Annotated in this window: 18 protein-coding genes; 5 read left to right on the top strand and 13 right to left on the bottom strand. The window is 72.2% G+C overall.

Features of this window, described 5'->3' with window-relative positions; genetic code table 11:
* Nucleotides 1-2: 2 nt before the first annotated feature.
* The 10 genes from QMC84_RS12400 to QMC84_RS12355 all read right to left on the bottom strand — a co-directional run bounded on the left by QMC84_RS12400 (nt 3) and on the right by QMC84_RS12355 (nt 8,436).
* Entirely contained in the window at nt 3-389 is a 387-nt protein-coding gene (locus tag QMC84_RS12400; RefSeq protein ID WP_300375113.1) for a carboxymuconolactone decarboxylase family protein, read from the bottom strand.
* Nucleotides 386-1,201: an NAD(P)-dependent oxidoreductase gene (locus tag QMC84_RS12395; protein ID WP_300375112.1), complete on the bottom strand. Its 816-nt coding sequence runs from the start codon at nt 1,199-1,201 to the stop codon at nt 386-388. Before QMC84_RS12395 ends, QMC84_RS12400 begins: the two co-directional genes overlap by 4 nt.
* Nucleotides 1,194-1,940, bottom strand: coding sequence for an SDR family oxidoreductase (locus QMC84_RS12390; protein ID WP_300375111.1), 747 nt, complete (start codon nt 1,938-1,940; stop codon nt 1,194-1,196). Before QMC84_RS12390 ends, QMC84_RS12395 begins: the two co-directional genes overlap by 8 nt.
* Nucleotides 1,941-2,026: 86 nt before the next feature.
* Nucleotides 2,027-3,487, bottom strand: a complete 1,461-nt coding sequence (locus QMC84_RS12385) for an aldehyde dehydrogenase (protein WP_300375110.1) — start codon at nt 3,485-3,487, stop codon at nt 2,027-2,029.
* Entirely contained in the window at nt 3,484-4,098 is a 615-nt protein-coding gene (locus QMC84_RS12380) for a hypothetical protein (RefSeq protein ID WP_300375109.1), read from the bottom strand. Before QMC84_RS12380 ends, QMC84_RS12385 begins: the two co-directional genes overlap by 4 nt.
* Nucleotides 4,099-4,100: 2 nt before the next feature.
* Nucleotides 4,101-4,313: a ferredoxin gene (locus QMC84_RS12375; RefSeq protein WP_300375108.1), complete on the bottom strand. Its 213-nt coding sequence runs from the start codon at nt 4,311-4,313 to the stop codon at nt 4,101-4,103.
* 151 nt (nt 4,314-4,464) lie between these two features.
* A complete protein-coding gene (locus tag QMC84_RS12370) occupies nt 4,465-5,829 on the bottom strand; it encodes a cytochrome P450 (RefSeq protein WP_300375107.1) in 1,365 nt (454 codons plus the stop codon).
* Nucleotides 5,826-6,662, bottom strand: a complete 837-nt coding sequence (locus QMC84_RS12365) for an SDR family oxidoreductase (protein ID WP_300375106.1) — start codon at nt 6,660-6,662, stop codon at nt 5,826-5,828. The genes QMC84_RS12370 and QMC84_RS12365 overlap by 4 nt, the downstream gene beginning before the upstream one ends.
* Nucleotides 6,659-7,894: a cytochrome P450 gene (locus QMC84_RS12360; RefSeq protein ID WP_300375105.1), complete on the bottom strand. Its 1,236-nt coding sequence runs from the start codon at nt 7,892-7,894 to the stop codon at nt 6,659-6,661. Before QMC84_RS12360 ends, QMC84_RS12365 begins: the two co-directional genes overlap by 4 nt.
* Nucleotides 7,891-8,436, bottom strand: a complete 546-nt coding sequence (locus tag QMC84_RS12355) for a TetR/AcrR family transcriptional regulator (protein WP_300375104.1) — start codon at nt 8,434-8,436, stop codon at nt 7,891-7,893. The genes QMC84_RS12360 and QMC84_RS12355 overlap by 4 nt, the downstream gene beginning before the upstream one ends.
* Nucleotides 8,437-8,490: 54 nt before the next feature.
* Here QMC84_RS12355 and QMC84_RS12350 point away from each other — a divergent pair, with 54 nt between their 5' ends.
* On the top strand, nt 8,491-9,000 hold the full coding sequence (locus QMC84_RS12350; RefSeq protein WP_300375103.1) for a nuclear transport factor 2 family protein: 510 nt from the start codon (nt 8,491-8,493) through the stop codon (nt 8,998-9,000).
* A 7-nt stretch (nt 9,001-9,007) separates the two neighbouring features.
* Here the strand turns inward: QMC84_RS12350 and QMC84_RS12345 are convergent, their stop codons facing one another.
* Together QMC84_RS12345 and QMC84_RS12340 are read right to left on the bottom strand one after the other, a co-directional pair.
* Nucleotides 9,008-9,619 (bottom strand): YitT family protein, encoded by a 612-nt coding sequence (locus tag QMC84_RS12345; RefSeq protein WP_300375102.1) that lies wholly within the window; start codon nt 9,617-9,619, stop codon nt 9,008-9,010.
* Between the two features lie 172 nt (nt 9,620-9,791).
* On the bottom strand, nt 9,792-11,990 hold the full coding sequence (locus QMC84_RS12340) for a CocE/NonD family hydrolase (RefSeq protein ID WP_300375101.1): 2,199 nt from the start codon (nt 11,988-11,990) through the stop codon (nt 9,792-9,794).
* Between the two features lie 226 nt (nt 11,991-12,216).
* On the opposite strand from QMC84_RS12340, the gene QMC84_RS12335 reads away from it, so the two are divergent.
* The 4 genes from QMC84_RS12335 (at nt 12,217) to QMC84_RS12320 (ending at nt 16,619) form a co-directional block, all read left to right on the top strand.
* Complete coding sequence (locus QMC84_RS12335; RefSeq protein ID WP_300375100.1) at nt 12,217-12,984, top strand: DsbA family protein; 768 nt, start codon at nt 12,217-12,219, stop codon at nt 12,982-12,984.
* Nucleotides 12,981-13,628 (top strand): vitamin K epoxide reductase family protein, encoded by a 648-nt coding sequence (locus tag QMC84_RS12330; protein ID WP_300375099.1) that lies wholly within the window; start codon nt 12,981-12,983, stop codon nt 13,626-13,628. Before QMC84_RS12335 ends, QMC84_RS12330 begins: the two co-directional genes overlap by 4 nt.
* A gap of 31 nt (nt 13,629-13,659) precedes the next feature.
* On the top strand, nt 13,660-14,121 hold the full coding sequence (locus QMC84_RS12325; RefSeq protein ID WP_300375098.1) for a methyltransferase: 462 nt from the start codon (nt 13,660-13,662) through the stop codon (nt 14,119-14,121).
* 89 nt (nt 14,122-14,210) lie between these two features.
* Nucleotides 14,211-16,619: a hypothetical protein gene (locus tag QMC84_RS12320; RefSeq protein WP_300375097.1), complete on the top strand. Its 2,409-nt coding sequence runs from the start codon at nt 14,211-14,213 to the stop codon at nt 16,617-16,619.
* A gap of 100 nt (nt 16,620-16,719) precedes the next feature.
* On the opposite strand, the gene mtnK is transcribed toward QMC84_RS12320, so the two are convergent.
* Entirely contained in the window at nt 16,720-17,946 is a 1,227-nt protein-coding gene (gene mtnK, locus QMC84_RS12315; protein ID WP_300375096.1) for an S-methyl-5-thioribose kinase, read from the bottom strand.
* Nucleotides 17,947-17,976: the final 30 nt, after the last annotated feature.

Genomic DNA, 17,976 nt, shown 5'->3' with positions numbered 1-17,976 from the left:
GGTCAGGCGCGACTCCGCCGAGCCTCGGCGATCGTCTCCTCGACGATCGAGTTCAGCCGCGCGCCGTTCGGCCAGCCGGCGTAGTGGCACACGAAGATGACGATCTCGCGCAGCGCCTCGTCGTCGAGCTCGCCGTTGGCGTGGGCCGCGGGCACCTGGATGCCGAGCACGTCGGCGGCGCCCTGGCCGGCGAGCAGGCCGATCAGGACCAGCCGCCGGTCTCGGTCCGAGAGGCCGGGCCGGTTCCAGATGTCGGCGAACAGGTGGTCGGCGGTGTAGCGGAAGAAGTCGCCGGCCCCGTCGGTCATCTCGAACCCGTAGACCTCCTCCATCCGCTCCAGGCCGCGGCGTCGGTCCGCGGGGAGGTCGTCGAACCTGTCGGTGCTCATAGACCGAGTCCCTTCCCGAGGCGCGGCAGCGCCTCGCGTGCCAGTGGTACGTCGACTCCGAGCTCCTCGGCGAGCTCGATCGCGAACGTCAGATCCTTCTCCCCGAGGGCCCGGACGTGCCCGAAGACGCCGTGCCAGAAGTCGTCCGGCGCGATCGGCGCGGTGCTGTCGCGGTACATGATCGCGCCCGGGCCGCCGGTGATCGCGTCGGTGTGCCGGACCACCTCGCCGAGCCGCACCAGGTCGAGACCGGCCGCCTCGGCGAGCCGCTGCGCCTCGGTCACGGCCGTGAACGCGACGAAGTGGATCAGGTTCCGGGCCAGCTTCATCCGGGTCCCGGCACCCAGCGGCCCCGCGTGCACGACCTTCGAGCCGAGCACCTCCAGGGCCGGACGCGCCGTCTCGAAGTCCGCCTCGGAGCCGCCGACCATGATCGCCAGCGAGCCGTCGGCCGCGCCCGTCGGGCCGCCACTGACCGGGGCGTCCAGCACCCGGGCACCGAGTGCCTCGAGCCCGGCCGGCGTGCCCGGCGCGACCGTCGAGTGCACGACGAGCACGGGCGCCCCGCCCACCTCGTCGGCGACCTGCCGCACCTGGTCGTCGTCGCGCACCATCACGCACACGACGTCCGAGCGGGCGGCGAGGGCGGCCACCGAGGCCGCGCCCCGGGCGCCGGCCGCCTCGAGCTCCTCGACCGGCTCGCGGACGACGTCGTACACCCACAGGTCGATGCCGTCGGCGGCGGCGAGCCGCAGCGCCATCGGCTTCCCGATGTTGCCGAGCCCGACGAAGCCGACGCGGAGGCTAGGCACGGAACGTCTGCCCGCCGTCGACGGCGATGATCTGGCCGGTGACCCACGACGCCTCGTCGGAGAGCAGGAACAGGCAGGCGCCGACCAGGTCCTCGGGCTGCCCCATCCGCTTGATCGCCAGGCCCTTGACCAGGTCCGTGGCCGCGTCGCCCGCCTGGGTCCGGGTCGCGGGGGTGTCGGTCGGGCCCGGGGCGATCGCGTTGACCCGGATGCCCATGCCGCCCAGCTCGTGCGCGAGCTGCTGGGTCAGCCCGTTCACGCCGACCTTGGCCAGCCCGTAGAAGCCGGAGTAGAGGTAGGCCGCGGTGCTCGACTGGTTGACGATCGACCCGCCGCCGCGCCGCTGCATGGCCCGGTGGACGGCGCGGGTCATGACCAGCGCTCCGTCCATGTTCACCGACATGAACCTGCGGTAGTAGTCCCAGTCGACCGAGATGAGCAGGTCGAACTGCATGTCGCCGTAGATCGCGGCGTTGTTGACCAGCCCGTCGATCCCGCCGTACGCCGCCTCCGCGGCCGCCACGAGCTCCGCGGCCGACTCGTGGGAGGAGACGTCGGTGCGCACGAACAGGGCCCGCCCGCCGGCCGCCTCGATCTCCTTCGCGACCCGCTCCCCGGAGTCGGCGTTGAGGTCCGCCACGACCACCGCCGCACCCTCCGCCCCGAGCGCCTTCGCGTACGCCTCGCCGATGCCCTGCGCCGCGCCGGTCACGACGACGACCTGATCCTGGAACCTCATCCCACTCCTCCTGGTCTCGCGTCGCACCTGACGTATCTGTCGACGATCCGCCGTACTTCCGACCGATGCGTCAGGTGCGTGGCGCCCTACGCGGGCTCCGCGATGGTCTTGGTCTCGAGGTACTCCTCGAAGCCGGCGACGCCCATCTCCCGGCCGAGGCCGGACTGCTTGTAGCCGCCGAACGGGGCGTCCGGGCTGAACCACACCCCGCCGTTGACGGCGATGGTGCCGGTGCGGATCCGGGCCGCCACCGCCTTGGCGCGCGCCAGCGATCCGGACTCCACGGATCCCGAGAGGCCGTACGCCGAGTCGTTGGCGATCCGCACCGCGTCGTCGTCGCCGTCGTGGGCGATCACCACGAGCACCGGCCCGAAGATCTCCTCCTGCGCGAGGCGGGAGGAGTTGTCGAGCCCGGCGATCACGGTCGGCTCGACCCAGAACCCGTCCTGGTCGATCACCCGGCCGCCGGTGGCGAACGTGCCGCCCTCCTCCTCCGCGAGCCGGAGGTACGACGCGACGCGGTCGCGCTGCACGGCCGAGATGACCGGGCCGCAGATCGCTCCGGGGTCGGTCGGGTCCTTGGCGCCGATGGACTCCATCGTCGCGGCGGCGACCTGCACGGCCTCGTCGTAGCGCTCCCGCGGGACCACGAGCCGCGTCGTGATCGCGCAGCCCTGCCCGGCGTGGATGCACGCGGTGAACGCGGTGGCGGCCGCCGCGGCGGCCAGGTCCGCGTCGTCGAGGACGATCGCGGCGGACTTGCCGCCGAGCTCGAGGAACACCTTCTTCAGGCTCGGCGCCGCGGCGGCCATGATCGCGCGACCGGTCGCCGTCGAGCCGGTGAACGAGACCATGTCGACGCGTGGGTCGGTGGTCAGCTGCGCGGCGACGTCGTTGGACCGCGGCGTCACCACGTTGAGGACACCGGCCGGGATCTCGGTGTGCTCCGCCACCAGCCGGCCCAGCTCGCACGCCACCCACGGGGTGTCCGGGGCCGGCTTGAGCACGACCGTGCAGCCGGCGGCCAGCGCCGGCCCGACCTTGGCGAGGTTGATCTGGGTCGGCACGTTCCACGGCGAGATGGCCGCGACGACCCCCACCGGCTCTCGCCGTACCGTGCGCCGGCTGGGGATCCCCATCGGCCGGGCCACGCCCAGGTCGGTCTCGAACTCGTAGGACTCCAGCAGGTCGGTGACCCACCTCAGCCCGTCGACGGGGACGTCGAAGCCCGCCGCGCCCATCATGAAGCCGGGCATCCCGACCTCGGCGGTCGTGAGCGCCCGGAACGGCTCGGCGTTCTCCAGCAGCGCCGCGTGCAGCTGGCGCAGGCAGCGCAGCCGCAGCCCGGTGTCGGTCGACCAGTCGGTCTCGTCGAACGCACGACGGGCGGCCGCGATCGCGGCCTCCACGTCCCGTTCCGTCGCGTCGGGGGCGGTCCCGATCCCGCCCCCCGTCGCCGGGTTCAGGATCGGGTACGTCGAGCCGTCGGCGGCGCCGACCAGCAAGCCGCCGATCAGCTGCTGGGCCGGCGGCGGGAGCGCACTCACCGCGCGGGCTCCTGGGTCACGTGGTCGCCGCGCTCCACCGGTGGCGGCCAGACCGTCGACGGCAGCTCCCGGTGGCGGTAGTGCCCCGGCACGCCGAGCCCGCCCACCGACATCCGCCTCAGCAGCGGGCCCGGGGCCTTGCCGGCCTCGGCGATCGCGAGGAACGTGTGCGCGGTCGACGGCAGGTCGAACCAGTCGCGCTGCCAGGCGATCTTGACCTCACCGTCGTCCGCGCCGCCGACCTGCCGCTCGAGCCCGAACCACGAGCCGCCGATGCCGAGGATCTCGTACTCCTCGCCCTGGTCGTCGAGGATGCCGGACCGCTGCTTCCAGAACCCGACGACCATCCCCTTCTGCTCGTCGATCAGCGTGCACTGGTAGTCGTAGTGCCAGCCGTCCAGCCCGTCCATCTCGATGCCGATCGCCCAGTCGCGGATCTGGTCGCGGCCCACCGCCATGAAGTGCTCGTCGGGGCTGTACATCCAGCCGTACGTCGCGTCCTCGGCGTACCACTGCGCCATCGCGCGCCAGTCGCCGGACCGCTCGGCCTGGCGGTTGATGTCGAGCCAGCTCTCCCAGAACTCCTCGATCTCCGCTCGGGTCAACGACACGGTCACTCCTCCTCGTCGGGCTCGATGGCCAGTGCCCAGGCCGGGCAGTGCTTCACGGCCGACTCGACGCCCGGCCGCAGCGACTCGTCGGGGCGCTCCTGGAGCACCGTCACGTGGTCGGCGGCCTCGTCGAACCCGAACACCGCGGGCGCCTCGCCCTGGCACATCCGGTGCCCCTGGCACAGGTCCAGGTCGGCCACCACGCGGAAGCTCATCGCCGGCCTCCAGGGGTCCTGACCCCGCCGGCGGTTTCCCCGGGTACCCGGGGAAGTTGTCGCTTATCGGCCGAAACTTCGGCCCAGAAGTGCAGGTTTCCCCGGGTACCCGGGGAAACCTGCAGGTGCCATGGCACCCCAGCCCACCGGCTCATCGGACCCGCCTCCGGTACCTCACCCGGCACGGCTGCTCGAGCTGGATGACCATCTTCGAGACGTCGTCGCGGTAGGACTCCGACGGCTGGGTCATCTCGAACTCGAAGTCGCGCAGGATCACCGAGAAGATCGCCTTCATCTGCATCATCGCGAACGCGTTGCCGACGCAGCGGTGCCGGCCGGCCCCGAAGGGGATCCAGGTCCAGCGGTTCTGGAGGTCCTCCTGCCGGGGGTCGACGTAGCGGCCCGGGTCGAAGGTCTCGGGGTCGGGGAAGTCCTCGGGGATCCGGTTGGACACCCGCGGCGAGGCGGCGACGACGGCCCCCGGCGGGATTCGGTGGCCGGCCAGCTCGATCTCCTCCCGGACCACGCGCATCAGGATGATCAGCGGCGGGTGCAGCCGCAGCGTCTCCTTGAGCGCCGCCTCCAGCCGCGGGATCGAGCGCAGCGCCTGGAAGGAGACCTCCACAGCGCCAGTTCCATCGGGGTCGGCGTAGAGGTCGTCGAGCTCGGCGACGACGTCCCTCATCACGTCCGGGTGCCGCATCAGCTCGATCAGCGCCCACGCGGCCGTGCCGGACGAGGTGTGGTGGCCGGCGAACATCATCGAGATGAAGATGCCGGTGATGTAGTCGGCCGACGTGTCGATCGAGATCAGCACGTCGAGCAGGTCGCGCTCGTCGCGTGGGACGGTCCCGCGCGCCACCCGGCGGTCGATGATCCCCTGCACCAGCTCGACCAGCCGCTCGCGCGCCGCGTCGCGCACCCGGAACGACTCGATGTCCAGGTAGGGGTCGACGTAGGCCAGCGCGTCGGTCCCGCGCTCGAGGTCGTGGTAGTGGCGCGCGAACGAGGGGTCGAGCTCCTCGCGGAACGGCTTGCCGATCAGGCAGGCGGACGTCGTGTAGATGGTCAGCTCGGCGAACCAGTCGAGCAGGTCGATCTCCCCCTCGTCGCCCCAGTCGGCGACCATCCGGCGGATCTCCCGCTCGATCGTCGACGCGTGTCCGCGCATCATGTCGCCGCGCAGCGCCTGGTTCTTCAGCATCTGCTGGCGCTCCTCCGGCGAGGCGTCGAAAACCACGCCCTTGCCGAAGATCGGGGTCATGAAGGGGTACGCCGCCGCCTGGTCCAGCGTGGAGTCCGGCGCCCGGAAGAACTGCTCCTGCGCCTCGGCGCCGGACACGAGTACGACGTCCTTGTCGGCGAGCCGGAACCGGCCGAGGTCACCGCACTCGGCCCGCACCCGCTCGAAGAGTCCGACCGGGTCGACCCGCATCTCGGCGAGGTGGCCCCACCCCTCGGCAGGGCCGTCGTCCGGCACGGCGTAGGAGACCTCACGGATCTCGGAGACGCTCATCGACCCGCCAGCTTGGATTCGTCCGCTCGGTCGCTCGCTCGTGCCTCGCTCGGCTCCGTCGCGGACAGAGGGGCCTCGGGGTTGACCTCGATCAGGCTCAGGTGCACGCCGCGCGGCGCGCTGACGATGGTCGTGATCGCGTCCGCGATCGCCGACGGCTTGAGGAAGTGCGGGTGCCGGGCCTGGCCGAACCGCACCCACTGGTCGAGCACGAACGCCGCCTCGTCGGTGTCCCAGTCGGAGCCCATCTCGCTCCAGGTCGGGCCAGGCCGCACGACCGACGCCCGCACGCCGGTGCCCTCGAGCTCCATCTGCAGTGCGTGCGCCATTCCCTCGAGCCCCCATTTGCCGGCGGCGTACGACGACATGAACGGCCGGGCCCGCACCGCCACGTCGGAGGAGACGAACACGACGTCGCCGCGACGGCGCTCGACCATGCCGGGCACGAACGCCCGGACCAGCCGGTGCGCGCCGACGATGCTCAGGTCGAGCTCGGCGCCGAAGCGGCCGGTGTCGACCTCGTGGATCGTGCCGGGCGCCACGGCCCCGGCGTTCGACACCACGACCTCGACGTCGCCGAGCTCGGCGACGACCTTCTCGGCGAACGTCGCGACCGAGTCGTCGTCGGTGAGGTCGAGGGCGTGCGCGAACGCCTCGCCCCCGGAGCCGCGGATCTGGGCGGCGACCTCCGCGCACCGGTCGGTACGCCGGGCGCCGAGCGCGACCGGGAACCCGGCCGCCGCGAGGGCGTGCGCGGTGGCCGCACCGATCCCGGAGGAGGCGCCGGTGACCACGGCCGGGCGGCGCGCCGGCTGCGCGTACCTGCCGCTCATCGCGCCGCCATCCGCACCGGCACCGACGCGAAGCCGCGGACGTTGACCGAGTGCACCCGCCGGCACCGGTCGTGGTCGACCTCGACGGCGCGGGTGCGGCGGACCAGCTCGCCCAGCGCGATCCGCGCCTCCAGCCGCGCGAGGTTGGCGCCCAGGCAGAAGTGCCGGCCGCCGCCGAAGCTCAGCAGCTGGGCGACCTCGTCCTTGGACCGGAAGATGTCGAAGCGGTCGGGGTCGGCGAACACCCGGTCGTCGCGGTTGGCGGAGCCGAGCACCAGCACCGCCTTGGACCCGGCCGGCGCGACCTTGCCGTGGAGCTCGACGTCCTGGAGCAGGTGGCGGGCGAGCATCTGGCTGGACGTGTCGAAGCGCAGGGTCTCCTCGACCCACGGCGCCACGAGCTCGTCGGCGGCCGCGGGGTCGGCGAACACCTTGTCGTACTGCTCGCGGTGGCGGGCCAGGTGGAACAGTGCGTGGCCCAAGAGCTTGGTGGTGGTCTCGTTGCCGGCGACGACCATGAGGAACAGGAACGCGATGATCTCGTCGTCGGTGAGCCGGTCGCCGTCACCATGACCGTCCTTCAGGCGCGCAGCCAGCAGGGCGCTGGTGAGGTCCTCCGTGGGTCGCCTCCGGCGCTGCTCGACCATCTCGGCGTAGTAGCCGACCAGCGTGAGGGAGGCGTCCATGCCGGCCTCAGGGACGTCGCGGACCCCGGGCTCGCGGTGCACCACGAGGTCCGCCAGCCGACGTACCTCGGCCCGATCGGCCTCGGGGACGCCCATCATCTCGGAGATGACATCCATCGGGAGCTTGCCTGCGAAGTCGGCGATCCAGTCCACGTCACCGGCCTCGAGGCACCGGCTGAGGTAGTGGTCGGTGAGCTCGTGGATCCGCGGCGCCAGCGCGGCGACCCGTCGGGGCGTGAAGCCCTTGGAGACCAGGGACCGCAGCCGCTGCTGGCGCGGCGGGTCCATGCCGAGGAACGACATCACCTTGTGGGCGTCCGGGCCCCAGGCGCTCTTGTCGATCGAGACCCCCATCGCGTTCGAGAAGACACCCTCGGTGCGGATCGCATGCTGGACGTCGGCGTGCCGGGTGATCACCCACAGGTCGAGGTCCCGGTTGTGGTGCAGCGGGTCCTCGTCGCGGCACCGGCGGTACGTCGGGTAGGGGTCCTCCTGGAACGCGTAGTCGTAGGGGTCGAACACGAGCTGGTCGTGCACGGCGGTCATCGGCTGCCCCTCATGATCACGGCGACCACGGCGTCGAGCCGGTCCGCCATCTCGGCATAGGTCATCAGGCCCATCCCGGCCTGCAGGAGGGCGCCGGAGAAGGCCAGCGCGAGCGTCTCGAGCACGTCCGGCTCGGCCTCGTCGCCGAGGGCGACGCGGAACCGGCGGACCAGCTCGGCGCCGATCCGCAGCCGCAGCTCGGCGACCTCGGGATCGGGGCCGAGCAGGGCGGGCGTGACGGCGGCGGCGAGCTCCGGGGCTGCCGCGAGCCGCTGCGCGAGCCCCCGCGTCACCCAGCGGACCCGGCTGACCGGGTCCGCGCCCTCGGGCCGGACGTCGGCGTCCTCGAGCAGGAACCGCCAGAAGAGCTCGGCGTAGAGCCGGTCCTTCGAGGCCAGGTAGGTGTACGCCGTCGCCGGCGAGAGGCCCGCCCGGTGCGCGACGGTCCGGATCGTGAGGGTCTGGTGACCCACCGCCCGCAGCTCCTCGCGGCCGGCCTCGAGGAGCCGCTCGGCGGTCGTGCCGGCCGTCGTACTGGACACCTGTCCAAACTAGAACGTGTTTCGCTTTTCGCGCAAGACCCCTACAGTCCCGCCATGACCACCGCACCGACCGGCTCCTGGTCCCGCGACGAGCTCGAGGTCGCCTTCCGCGACTACCAGGACGAGGTCGAGCGGATCGCCGGGTCCGGCGACTGGGCCCGCTTCGCCGACCTCTTCACCGAGGACGCGACCTACCGCGAGCACGCGTACGGCGACTTCGCCGGGCGCGAGCAGATCCGCGCCTGGATCGTGCGGACCATGTCGGCCTTCCCCGGCAGCGAGATGCCGCACTTCCCGATCGAGTGGTACGTCGTCGACGAGGAGCGTGGCCGGATCGTGTGCGAGGTGTGGAACGTCCTGCGCGACGCCGGTGACGGCGAGCGCCACGGCGCCAGCAACATCACGATCCTGACCTACGCCGGCGACGGCCTCTGGTCCCGCGAGGAGGACGTCTACAACCCGGCGACGTTCCTGCAGGCGACGAAGCGGTGGTACGCCGCGGCCCAGCAGCACGGGCGCACCACCCCCGACGGCGACGCGTGGATGGCGGCGTTCGCGGGCTGAGGGGCGCTCAGAGTCCCATGTACCTGCCCGGCCGGTGGTTGAACGCCAGCACGATGTTGAGCACGACGGCGCCGAGCGCAGAGAGCACCACGACCCCCGGGTCGACGACGAACGCGGACCCGAGCACGACCATGACGTCGAGGACCATCTGCACGTAGCCGGCTCGGAGCCCGAGCTTCTCCTGCATCAGCAGCGCGACGATGTTGAAGCCCCCCAGGCTCGCCCCGTGCCGGAACAGGATCAGCAGGCCCACGCCGGCGAGCAGGTTGCCCGCGACCACTCCGTAGAGCTTGTCCAGGTCGGCCAGGTCCAGCACCTCGGCCTGGAGCCGGGTCGCGAACGAGACCCCGACCACGCAGGCGAGCGACTTCAGCGTGAACGCCAGGCCCTTCTTCCAGGCGGCCACCGCGAACGCGGGCAGGTTGATCAGGACGAACAGCAGCCCGAACCCGACCGGGGTCGCGTAGGAGAGCAGCAGGGACAGGCCGGCGGTGCCGCCGGTCACCGCACCGGCGGCCTGGAGCAGGCACAGGCCGAGGGAGACGACGTACACGCCGGTGGCCAGGCTCAGCAGGTCCTCGACCCAGGTGTGCGGCGGAGCAGCAGGAACGGCGCTCATCCGCGGCCGGACTCGGCGTCGGCCAGGGCACCGGTGTGGTCGGGGAGGACGTGCATCGTCACCCCGGAAGTCTCCCCCACCACCTGGCGCGCGGACCATCCGGTGTCGAGACACCCCCAGGTGGCTGAGGCCAAGGGTCCGGGGCAGCCACGTGGGGTGGCTCGACGCGGGATCAGCCGGGGTAGGTGCGGCAGGGCTGGCTGCGCAGCGACGCGCAGGCGGGGGCCCTGGTCGGCACCCTCACGTCCGGGACCACCGAGAGCACCAGGCGGGAGCGCCGTACCGCGTCGGCGGCCACGAAGACCTGCTCGCCGTCGGCGATCGTGTCGAAGGCCCACAGCGGCCGGGCGCCGCCGGGCGCGTCCACCGTCAGCCGGAGCCGCGACCCCTCGCGGAAGGCCTGCGCGAACGGGAACAGCTCGATGCGCACCTTCGTGTACCGATCGGCCGGCAGCGCAGCGGCGTCGGACTCGAGGTCGGTGTGCACCGGGGAGACGGCGGTCGACCGGGCCCGGTCGAGGGCGCGATGGCTGGCCCGCAGCCACCCGGACTGCACGTACACCTCGCGACCGCTCGGTCTCACCTCGCTGAGCGTCACCTCGAGGTCCGTGTCGGGCGCGGCGGCCCGCACCCAGAGGTCGACCGAGCCGGTGCCGATCGCCACCACGTCCCGGCGCAGCGGCGCGCTGAGCCAGCCGAGCCCGGTGCCGGCAGGGATCTGCCGCCAGTCGTAGTCGGGGTGCGCCTGCCAGATCCCTGCGCTCGAGCCCGAGTACGTCGTCTGCGGCAGGGCGCTCGGGTCCGCGCGGTAGCTGCGCACGGTCGCCGCGCCGGGCCGCGTCGACGACGGCCGGGCACGCAGCCGACCGGTCGAGCCGAGGTACCACGCCGTCGGCTCGACGCTCGGGATCGGCCAGGAGGGGAAGGTCCGCACGTAGCGGGGCAGCGGGGCGCCGGAGGGCTGGCCGGCCGCCGCGCCCTCCTCGAAGAGGATCCGGACCGGGTCGGCGGCCTGGTAGCGGCGCAGCGCCTGCCGGTAGGTCAGGCCCGCGTAGTCGGGTCCGGGCGGGAGGGACAGGCCGGCGACCCCGGTGAGCGACTGCGCCAGGATCGGGGCCACCACGGTCTTCGCTGCCGTCGGCACCCGGCGGGCCACGTAGAGGTCGAGGAAGTCGGCGTACCGCCCGAAGACGCCGAGGCTGAGCGACTCCGTGTGCGAGCCGTTGGTCATCGAGGCGTAGACGTGCGGAGCCGAGGTGAAGTCGTCGAGCAGGGCCGGGAAGTGTCCGCCGGTCTGCTCGTCCTGCCAGGCGCCGGCGGTGAAGACCGGGACGTCGATGTCGTGCACGAACAGGCTCGGCGAGATCGGGTCGCCCACCTCGGCGGAGTAGTACGGGTTGTCCGCGATCAGCTGCAGCGGGTCGGGGTTCTGCAGCCGCAACGCCTGGTTGGCCTCGCAGACGGTGTCGCCGGCCGTGACCCGGGGGCGCTCCCAGCCCTCGCCGTACGGCGCCGCCTGGGTTGCCCGCTCGGTCGCCCAGGGGACCGCGAAGCCGGTGTTGAGGATCCCGCCCGGGTAGAGGGTGCCGCGGTAGGTGTCGTCGATGACGGACAGCGGCGTGATCGCCGAGAGGTGCGGCGGCCGGGTGCGCGCGACGTAGAGCTGGGAGATGCCCGGGTAGGAGATGCCCACCATCCCGACCCGGTGGAACTGCGCCCACGACTGCGCGGCGACGGCCTCGATCACGTCGTATCCGTCGAGGCTCTGGATCGGCTCGAAGTGCAGGAAGGTGCCGCCGGAGCAGCCGGTGCCGCGCATGTTCACGCCCACGTAGGCGAACCCGAGCGCGTTGAAGAGCTGGGCCATGGTCGTGTTGGCCGGGTTGCTCGGGTCGTAGCCGGAGTACTCGACCACGGTCGGGAACGGGCCGGGGCCTGGCGGCAGCACGACGTTCGCCGACAGCGTGGTGCCGTCGCGGGTGGTGATGTAGCCGAAGCCGGACGCGAGGGTCTGGCCGGCGTAGAAGGACTGCGGCGGCGCGGGGTCGTCGAAGCCGCCGACCGTGACCGGAGCGGACGCGGAGCCGGGCTTCGCTGCGGTCCGTACGACGTAGCTGCCGGCGTCCAGGTCGCGCCACGCGAGGCTTCCGGCAGTGTCGACCGTCCCCGTCGCCACCGTCGCGCTGTCGGCGCCGACGAGCTCGAGCTCCTCGCCGGGGGTCGCCGAGAGCACGTAGAGCTGGTTGACACTGGGCCGCAGGACGAATCCTGCGGCGTCGGCCGCGGTGGCCCCGGCGCTGCCGAGCTGGGCGCCGGCGAGCACCGCGGCGACGACGATGCTCGCAGTCGCCGCTCTCCTCGCTGTGCGCATGCCGCGATGCTGCCACCTTCGCGCCGGGCTGGGGCCCGAACTCCCGAGCCACGTCAGCGCCCGCCCACCGGCTCGCAGAGGCACTGAGCCGATCGTCCCGATCTCTAGAGCCGAAGGTCCCGGATCCGTACTGGGCCCTCGGGTATCCGCACCGTTCCGATTAGTGTCGGCGGCAGGCCACGACCACAGACCGGGCCTGCCCAAAAACGACCACAGGAAGTCGCGGATGAGCAAGCAGGGACGGATCAGGACCCAGCAGCTGCGCGAAGCGCAGCGCATCGCCCAGGCACAGCAGGCCCGCCGCCGCCGGCTCGTCACTGCGGTCGGTGCCGTCGTGATCCTCGGCCTGGTCGCCGCCATCGTCTTCGCGGTCGTGAGCACCGTCACCGGGGACGACGACGGACCGCAGGCAGCCTCCGGGGACGTGGTGGCACCGGCGAACATCGACCCCTCCGGCTCGTTCGCGGTCGGCCAGGACGACGCACCGGTCACCGTCGAGATCTACTACGACTACATGTGCCCGGCCTGCGGCGCGTTCGAGGCGGCCAACAGCGGCGAGCTCGACCGGCTGGTCGCCGACGGCACGGCCCGGATCGAGCTGCGCCCGATCTCCTTCCTCGACGAGCAGTCTCGCGGCACCCGCTACTCCACCCGCGCCGCCAACGCGTTCGCGACCGTGGTCCACGGTGCGCCGGAGCAGGCGTGGGCGTTCCACACCGCGCTCTACGAGAACCAGCCGGACGAGGGCACCGAGGGCCTCAGCGACGACGAGATCGCCGCGATCGCCCGGGACGCCGGCGTACCGGACGACGTCGTCGAGAGGTTCGGCGAGGGCACCTACGAGCCCTGGACCGCCTCGGTGACGCAGAAGGCGTTCGACTCCGGCATCCAGGGCACGCCCACGGTCGTGGTCGACGGCGAGCAGTTCCAGGGCGACGTGTACACGGTCGGCCCGCTGACCGAGGCGATCGAGTCGGCCGCGGCCAGCCAGTGACCGGCGAGCTCGGCACCGACGAGGAGCTGGCCGAGGGCTCCCGGCTGCACCGGCTCCGGCACAGCCGCGCCACTGTCTGGGTGACGATGCTGGTCGCCTCGGTCGCGAGCCTCGTCGCGTCGTTCGTCCTCTCGATCGATGCCCTGCGTCTCGCCGAGGACCCGAGCGCCGACCTCGGCTGCAACATCAACGCGGTGATCAGCTGCGGCACCGTGGCCAACTCGTGGCAGTCCTCGCTGCTCGGGTTCCCCAACGCCTTCCTCGGCCTGATCACCGAACCGGTGGTCATCACCCTGGCCGTCGCCAGCCTGGCCGGCATCCGGTTCCCGCGCTGGTTCATGCTGGCCGCGCAGGTCGTCTACACGGTAGGCCTCGCGTTCGCCTACTGGCTCTTCTACGAGGCCATGTTCGACATCGGCGCGCTGTGCCCGTGGTGCCTGCTGGTGACGCTCGCGACGACGCTGGTGTTCTTCGAGATGACCTACGTCAACATCAGGGACGCCAACCTGTACCTGCCGCGCCGGGTCCAGGCGGGCCTGGTCGCGATGGTCCGCTCGAACCTCGATCTCGTGCTCGTCGTCGCCTGGATCCTGGTGCTGGTGCTGGCCGTCGTGCTGAAGTACGGCGAGGCCCTGTTCGCCTAGCCTCGGGACGACGCTTCGAAAGGCCCGCGCTGTGAAGACCCACCCGCCACCGGCCGCGCTCGCGGCGGCAGCCCTCGTGACCCAGCGGCTCCTGGGTGTCTCCCGGCCGGCGCGCCCGGCACGCACCGCGGCCGCCGGCCTGGTGGCCGTCGCGTCGGCGGCCCTGGTCGTCACGGCGGTCGGGGAGTTCCGCAGGACCCGGACGAGCGTGAACCCGCTCGAGCCCGGCACCGCCACCGCGCTGGTCACCACGGGCGCCAACGCGATCACGCGCAACCCGATGTACGTCGGCATGGCCGGGCTCCTCGTCGCCCACGCGCTGCTGCGCGGACGGGGGGCGGCGCTGCTTCCGGCCGCGGCGTTCGTCGCGGTGATCGACCGCGTCCAGATCGCCGCCGAGGAGGCTGCGCTGCTCGAGCTGTTCCCCGCCGACTACCCGGCGTACGCCGCGCGTGTGCCGCGCTGGGTCGGGCCGACCGGGCCCGCTCGCTAGGCATCGGCCGGGGCCGGTCGTCAGGTCCGGCCGGTCCAGCCGGGCGGAGCCGCGGCCTAGCCTCGCCACGGTTGCGTCGTTGCCCGGGCATGACCCGCAAGATCCCGTTCGTCCTCCTGCTGCTGCTCGCCCTGGCGCCGGTCGGCGTGAGCGCACCCGCGTCGAGCAGTCCGTCCAGCGAGTTCGTCCGTCCGAGCTGGGGTGACGGGCAGCTGCCCGCCGGATGCGTGGTCGACCGCGACCCGCTCAACCCCGACAACCTCTGCTACCACATGAAGGTCGGCCTGAACGCCCTGGACAGCCCCAAGGTCGACGTCGACGTGCTGGTGCCGGTCTCGCCGGCCGCCGAGCGCGACATGCGGGTCGCCGAGCAGGCCGTGATGATGTGGGACGGCGGTCTGCACTACCTCGCGGACCAGATGGGCCTGCCGTGGCTGAAGCACGGGTTCGAGATGGACGTCCGCACCCACCAGGTCGTGGTCGATCCCACCGGGGCGCTCGAGCACCCCCTCTCCCTGGTCGATCCCGAGATCGTCGTGGTCGTCAGCAACCCGGCCGGCGGCGTCGGCATCGGCATCGACCCGGTGTCCTTCGCCGGCGAGCTCGGCATCGTCGACGGCGAGGGCGTCCCGTGCGCCTCCGTGCCCGCCCCGCTGGACTTCGGCGCCTGGACCGACAAGCCGGGGTTCGAGCAGCACGGCCGCGAGAAGGGCGGGGTGTACGTCGAGGACTGCGGCGGCGTCGGCGGGAACGTCTGCTTCGCGGTCAACGGCGCGATCGACCCGGTGCCGGGTGCGTCCGACTTCTTCGGCCTCTTCGACCTGGTCGCCCACGAGTTCGGCCACTGCCTGACCCTGGGCCACGTGGGCGACGGCGCCGACGGCCCGTGGGGCCCGACGCCGACCAACGACATCATGGCCTACAGCACCGACCCGCCGGGCGTCGCGAAGTGCGTCTCCACGCTCGACGTCGAGGGCTTCGCGCTGCGGATGAGCAGGTACCTCGACGTCGACGGCGACGGCTCGGTCGACCGGCACGACCACCTGGCCCCCAACGACGTCCGGGGGGACGGGCTCAACTCGTTCCAGGTGCAGCACCCCGACGACCACCTCTACGCCTCCTCGACCGGGGATCCTGCGGACTGTCCGCAGCCGGACCTCGGCCCGGTCCCGCTCAGCTACGGCAGCTGGACCCCGAAGCCCGTCGCCACGACCCGTCCCGTGCTGCGTGCCTCCTCCCTGCAGGTCGCCGACGGTCACGTGCGGGTGCGCGGTGCGGCCACGAACGAGCCACTGGGCAAGGCGCCGACCGAGCGCACCGCCCGGGCCACCGACGCCACCTCGGACTCGCCCACGCCGGTCACGGACCTCACCGGCGTGGACGTGTCGGTGACGCGCAACACGGTGCACGCGACGATGTCGGTCTCCCAGCTGTGGCCGCTCGCGCAGGGCGGGTCGGTGCCGGCGTACAGCCTGCTCGTCTCCGGACGCCGCTTCGACTCCTTCATCGGCACCGGCGACACGTCCGGGACGCCGCAGGTGATGGACAACGGCACCGGCTACTACCTGCCCGAGGGCAGCGCGACCTGGAACTACGACGACAACACGGTGACGTTCCGCGTGCGCCGCGACTATCTGGCCGACCAGCACATCGAGGCGCCGTACACGGTCAATGCGATCACCGGCCTGCACGCGCGCGGCAACGACTGGATCGCCACCACGGATGCCGCACCCGACGGTGCCGGGCTGCACCTCGCCGCACCGCCGATGGCCCCCGAGACCCGGGACGCGCCGGTCGCGCGCACCGTGCGGACCTCACGGGTCATGCTGACGCCGGAGGGTGGCGCCAGCGTCCAGCCCACCGACAGCACGCTCGGAGTCGGCCTGGTGAGCACGGTCGACAGCCGCGACTACTATCGCCTGCCCGTCGAGAGGCAGGCGACCGCGAAGGTCACGCTGAGCTGGACCGGCTCCACCATCTTCGGCCTCTCCGCCAACGGTGGCTCGGGCCAGCGGGTCGAGGAGCGGGACGGCAGCATCACGGTCACCGTCCCCTGGGCCCGCCGCGACCTGTCGATCACCGTCGACCCCCAGGAGGTCGTCGAGCCGACGACCTACACGCTCACCGCCCGGCTCACCACCGTGAAGGCGGACCGGGACCGCGACCGGGTGCCGGACGTCGCGGATCGGTGCCCCGCCCGGCCCGGGCCCAGCACCAGCAGTGGCTGCCCCGACACCGACGCCGACGGCCTCCTCGACCGGGCCGACCGGTGCCCGACCCAGGCGTCGGCGAGCGCGAGCGGGTGCCCGACCGGCGCGGACGAGCGGATCGTCCTGATCGTGGACGGCCGACGGGTCGCATCGCAGACGGTGGTCACCGGCCACGGATCCGCGGCCTTCACGCTCGGTGGGGACGTCGGCCGCGGCGCGCACCGCGTGGTGCTGGCCTGGGTCAACGATGGTGAGGTCGTCGCGCGGGTCGCCCGGCGGGTCGGTTAGCGAGGGGACTCCACGACCTACCCTTGCCGGCGCCGGTCGGTGCCAGACGATCGGCGTCCTACTGCCGGTCCCATTCGGCAGCGGGGGTCCGACAGTCCACCTACCGCGTGCGGTGTTCGGCCAGCACCGCCCCGATCCGGTCGGCCCCGGAGCGAGGCCCGTTGTCTCCGGCGTTCTGCCGCACCAACGTTCGTGCCGCCTGAAGCACACCGCGGGCCGCACCCTCGCGGAGCTCCGCCGGCAGGGTCTCGATATCCGCGGTCTTCGCCGCGCCGACGATCCGGCGCGACATCTTCGCTGCCGCGAACAGCCACGCTTCGGCCTCCCAGTCACGAAGCAGGTCCTCCATGGTGCCGTCTCGCCACACCCGCGGGTCCAGGCGGGACGGCCAGCGGCGCCGGAACTCCGCTTCGAACCCGTCCCAGGTCTGTTGGACGAGCCCGAGCGCCCACGAAGCCCGCTCGTCCTCACCGAGAGCGAAGGCACGCGCCGCCGCAATGATGTAGTTCCCCCAGAGCGCGCCCAGGTCGAAGGCCACGGGCCCGTAGAAGGCGAACTCGGAGTCGAAGGCCTTGACGGAGCCGCACTGCGACGAGCCCTCGACCGAACGGACCATGACCGAGCCGGTGTGGAGGTCGCCGTGGATCAGGGCCTCCGCCTTGGTCATGAACAACCACTTGGCGCGACCCATCGCCCGGACCATGACGTCATCACCGGCGAGCTCGGCAGCATCCTTCTCGTTGGCCGGCAGCACGGAGTTGCGTCCGGCGTCGACCAGGGGCTCGGTGAACACGAGGTCCTCGGTGATCGTGCAGAGGGCGGGGTTCACCGCGGCGGCCAAGGCGTCGGCGAGCGTGTCCCGCTCGAGACCGAGGGCGGACGTGCCGAAGGCGACGGCCCCGACATAGGTTCCCATCGCCTCCGCCGCGCCGTCGTGCCGCAGACCCTGATTGAGTGCGCCCCGCCATACCTGGTGGTCGCTCAGGTCCTCCATCGCGATGATGTACCTGTCAGGGTTGTAGTCGAAGACCTCCACCACGTGGTCGGGGATCAGGGCGTGGTGTGCCTTGAGCGACTCGACCTCGTGACGCGCGCGGTCCGGGGTCATCGGCCAGCCCTCACCAGTCATCCGGACGTAGGGCAACGCCTGCTTCAGGCACAGTCCGCGGCCATGGCGATCCTTGACGAGGAACACCAGATTGAGGTTGCCGTCGCCGATCTCCTCGACGCTTGCGAGAGCACCGGTGTCGACGCGACCGGCGAGGACCGGCCGGGACTCGATGTAGGACGTCAGGGTATCGACGGTGAGGAACTCGTAGTCGGACATCATCCTTCTCCTGGGGCGGGCTGCATGGGG

The sequence above is a fragment of the Nocardioides sp. genome, assembly GCF_030019515.1.
In the GTDB taxonomy this organism is placed as follows: Bacteria; Actinomycetota; Actinomycetes; order Propionibacteriales; family Nocardioidaceae; genus Nocardioides.
This window is presented reverse-complemented; position numbering and strand designations above follow the sequence as displayed.

What these genes read in the sequence shown, in the direction of transcription:
- QMC84_RS12375 (WP_300375108.1), bottom strand. Translation starts at nt 4,313, where the DNA reads ATGAGCTTCCGCGTGGTGGCCGACCTGGACCTGTGCCAGGGGCACCGG.
- QMC84_RS12350 (WP_300375103.1), top strand. Translation starts at nt 8,491, where the DNA reads ATGACCACCGCACCGACCGGCTCCTGGTCCCGCGACGAGCTCGAGGTC.
- QMC84_RS12390 (WP_300375111.1), bottom strand. Translation starts at nt 1,940, where the DNA reads ATGAGGTTCCAGGATCAGGTCGTCGTCGTGACCGGCGCGGCGCAGGGC.
- QMC84_RS12370 (WP_300375107.1), bottom strand. Translation starts at nt 5,829, where the DNA reads ATGAGCGTCTCCGAGATCCGTGAGGTCTCCTACGCCGTGCCGGACGAC.
- QMC84_RS12400 (WP_300375113.1), bottom strand. Translation starts at nt 389, where the DNA reads ATGAGCACCGACAGGTTCGACGACCTCCCCGCGGACCGACGCCGCGGC.
- mtnK (WP_300375096.1), bottom strand. Translation starts at nt 17,946, where the DNA reads ATGTCCGACTACGAGTTCCTCACCGTCGATACCCTGACGTCCTACATC.
- QMC84_RS12335 (WP_300375100.1), top strand. Translation starts at nt 12,217, where the DNA reads ATGAGCAAGCAGGGACGGATCAGGACCCAGCAGCTGCGCGAAGCGCAG.
- QMC84_RS12345 (WP_300375102.1), bottom strand. Translation starts at nt 9,619, where the DNA reads ATGAGCGCCGTTCCTGCTGCTCCGCCGCACACCTGGGTCGAGGACCTG.
- QMC84_RS12365 (WP_300375106.1), bottom strand. Translation starts at nt 6,662, where the DNA reads ATGAGCGGCAGGTACGCGCAGCCGGCGCGCCGCCCGGCCGTGGTCACC.
- QMC84_RS12320 (WP_300375097.1), top strand. Translation starts at nt 14,211, where the DNA reads ATGACCCGCAAGATCCCGTTCGTCCTCCTGCTGCTGCTCGCCCTGGCG.
- QMC84_RS12360 (WP_300375105.1), bottom strand. Translation starts at nt 7,894, where the DNA reads ATGACCGCCGTGCACGACCAGCTCGTGTTCGACCCCTACGACTACGCG.
- QMC84_RS12340 (WP_300375101.1), bottom strand. Translation starts at nt 11,990, where the DNA reads ATGCGCACAGCGAGGAGAGCGGCGACTGCGAGCATCGTCGTCGCCGCG.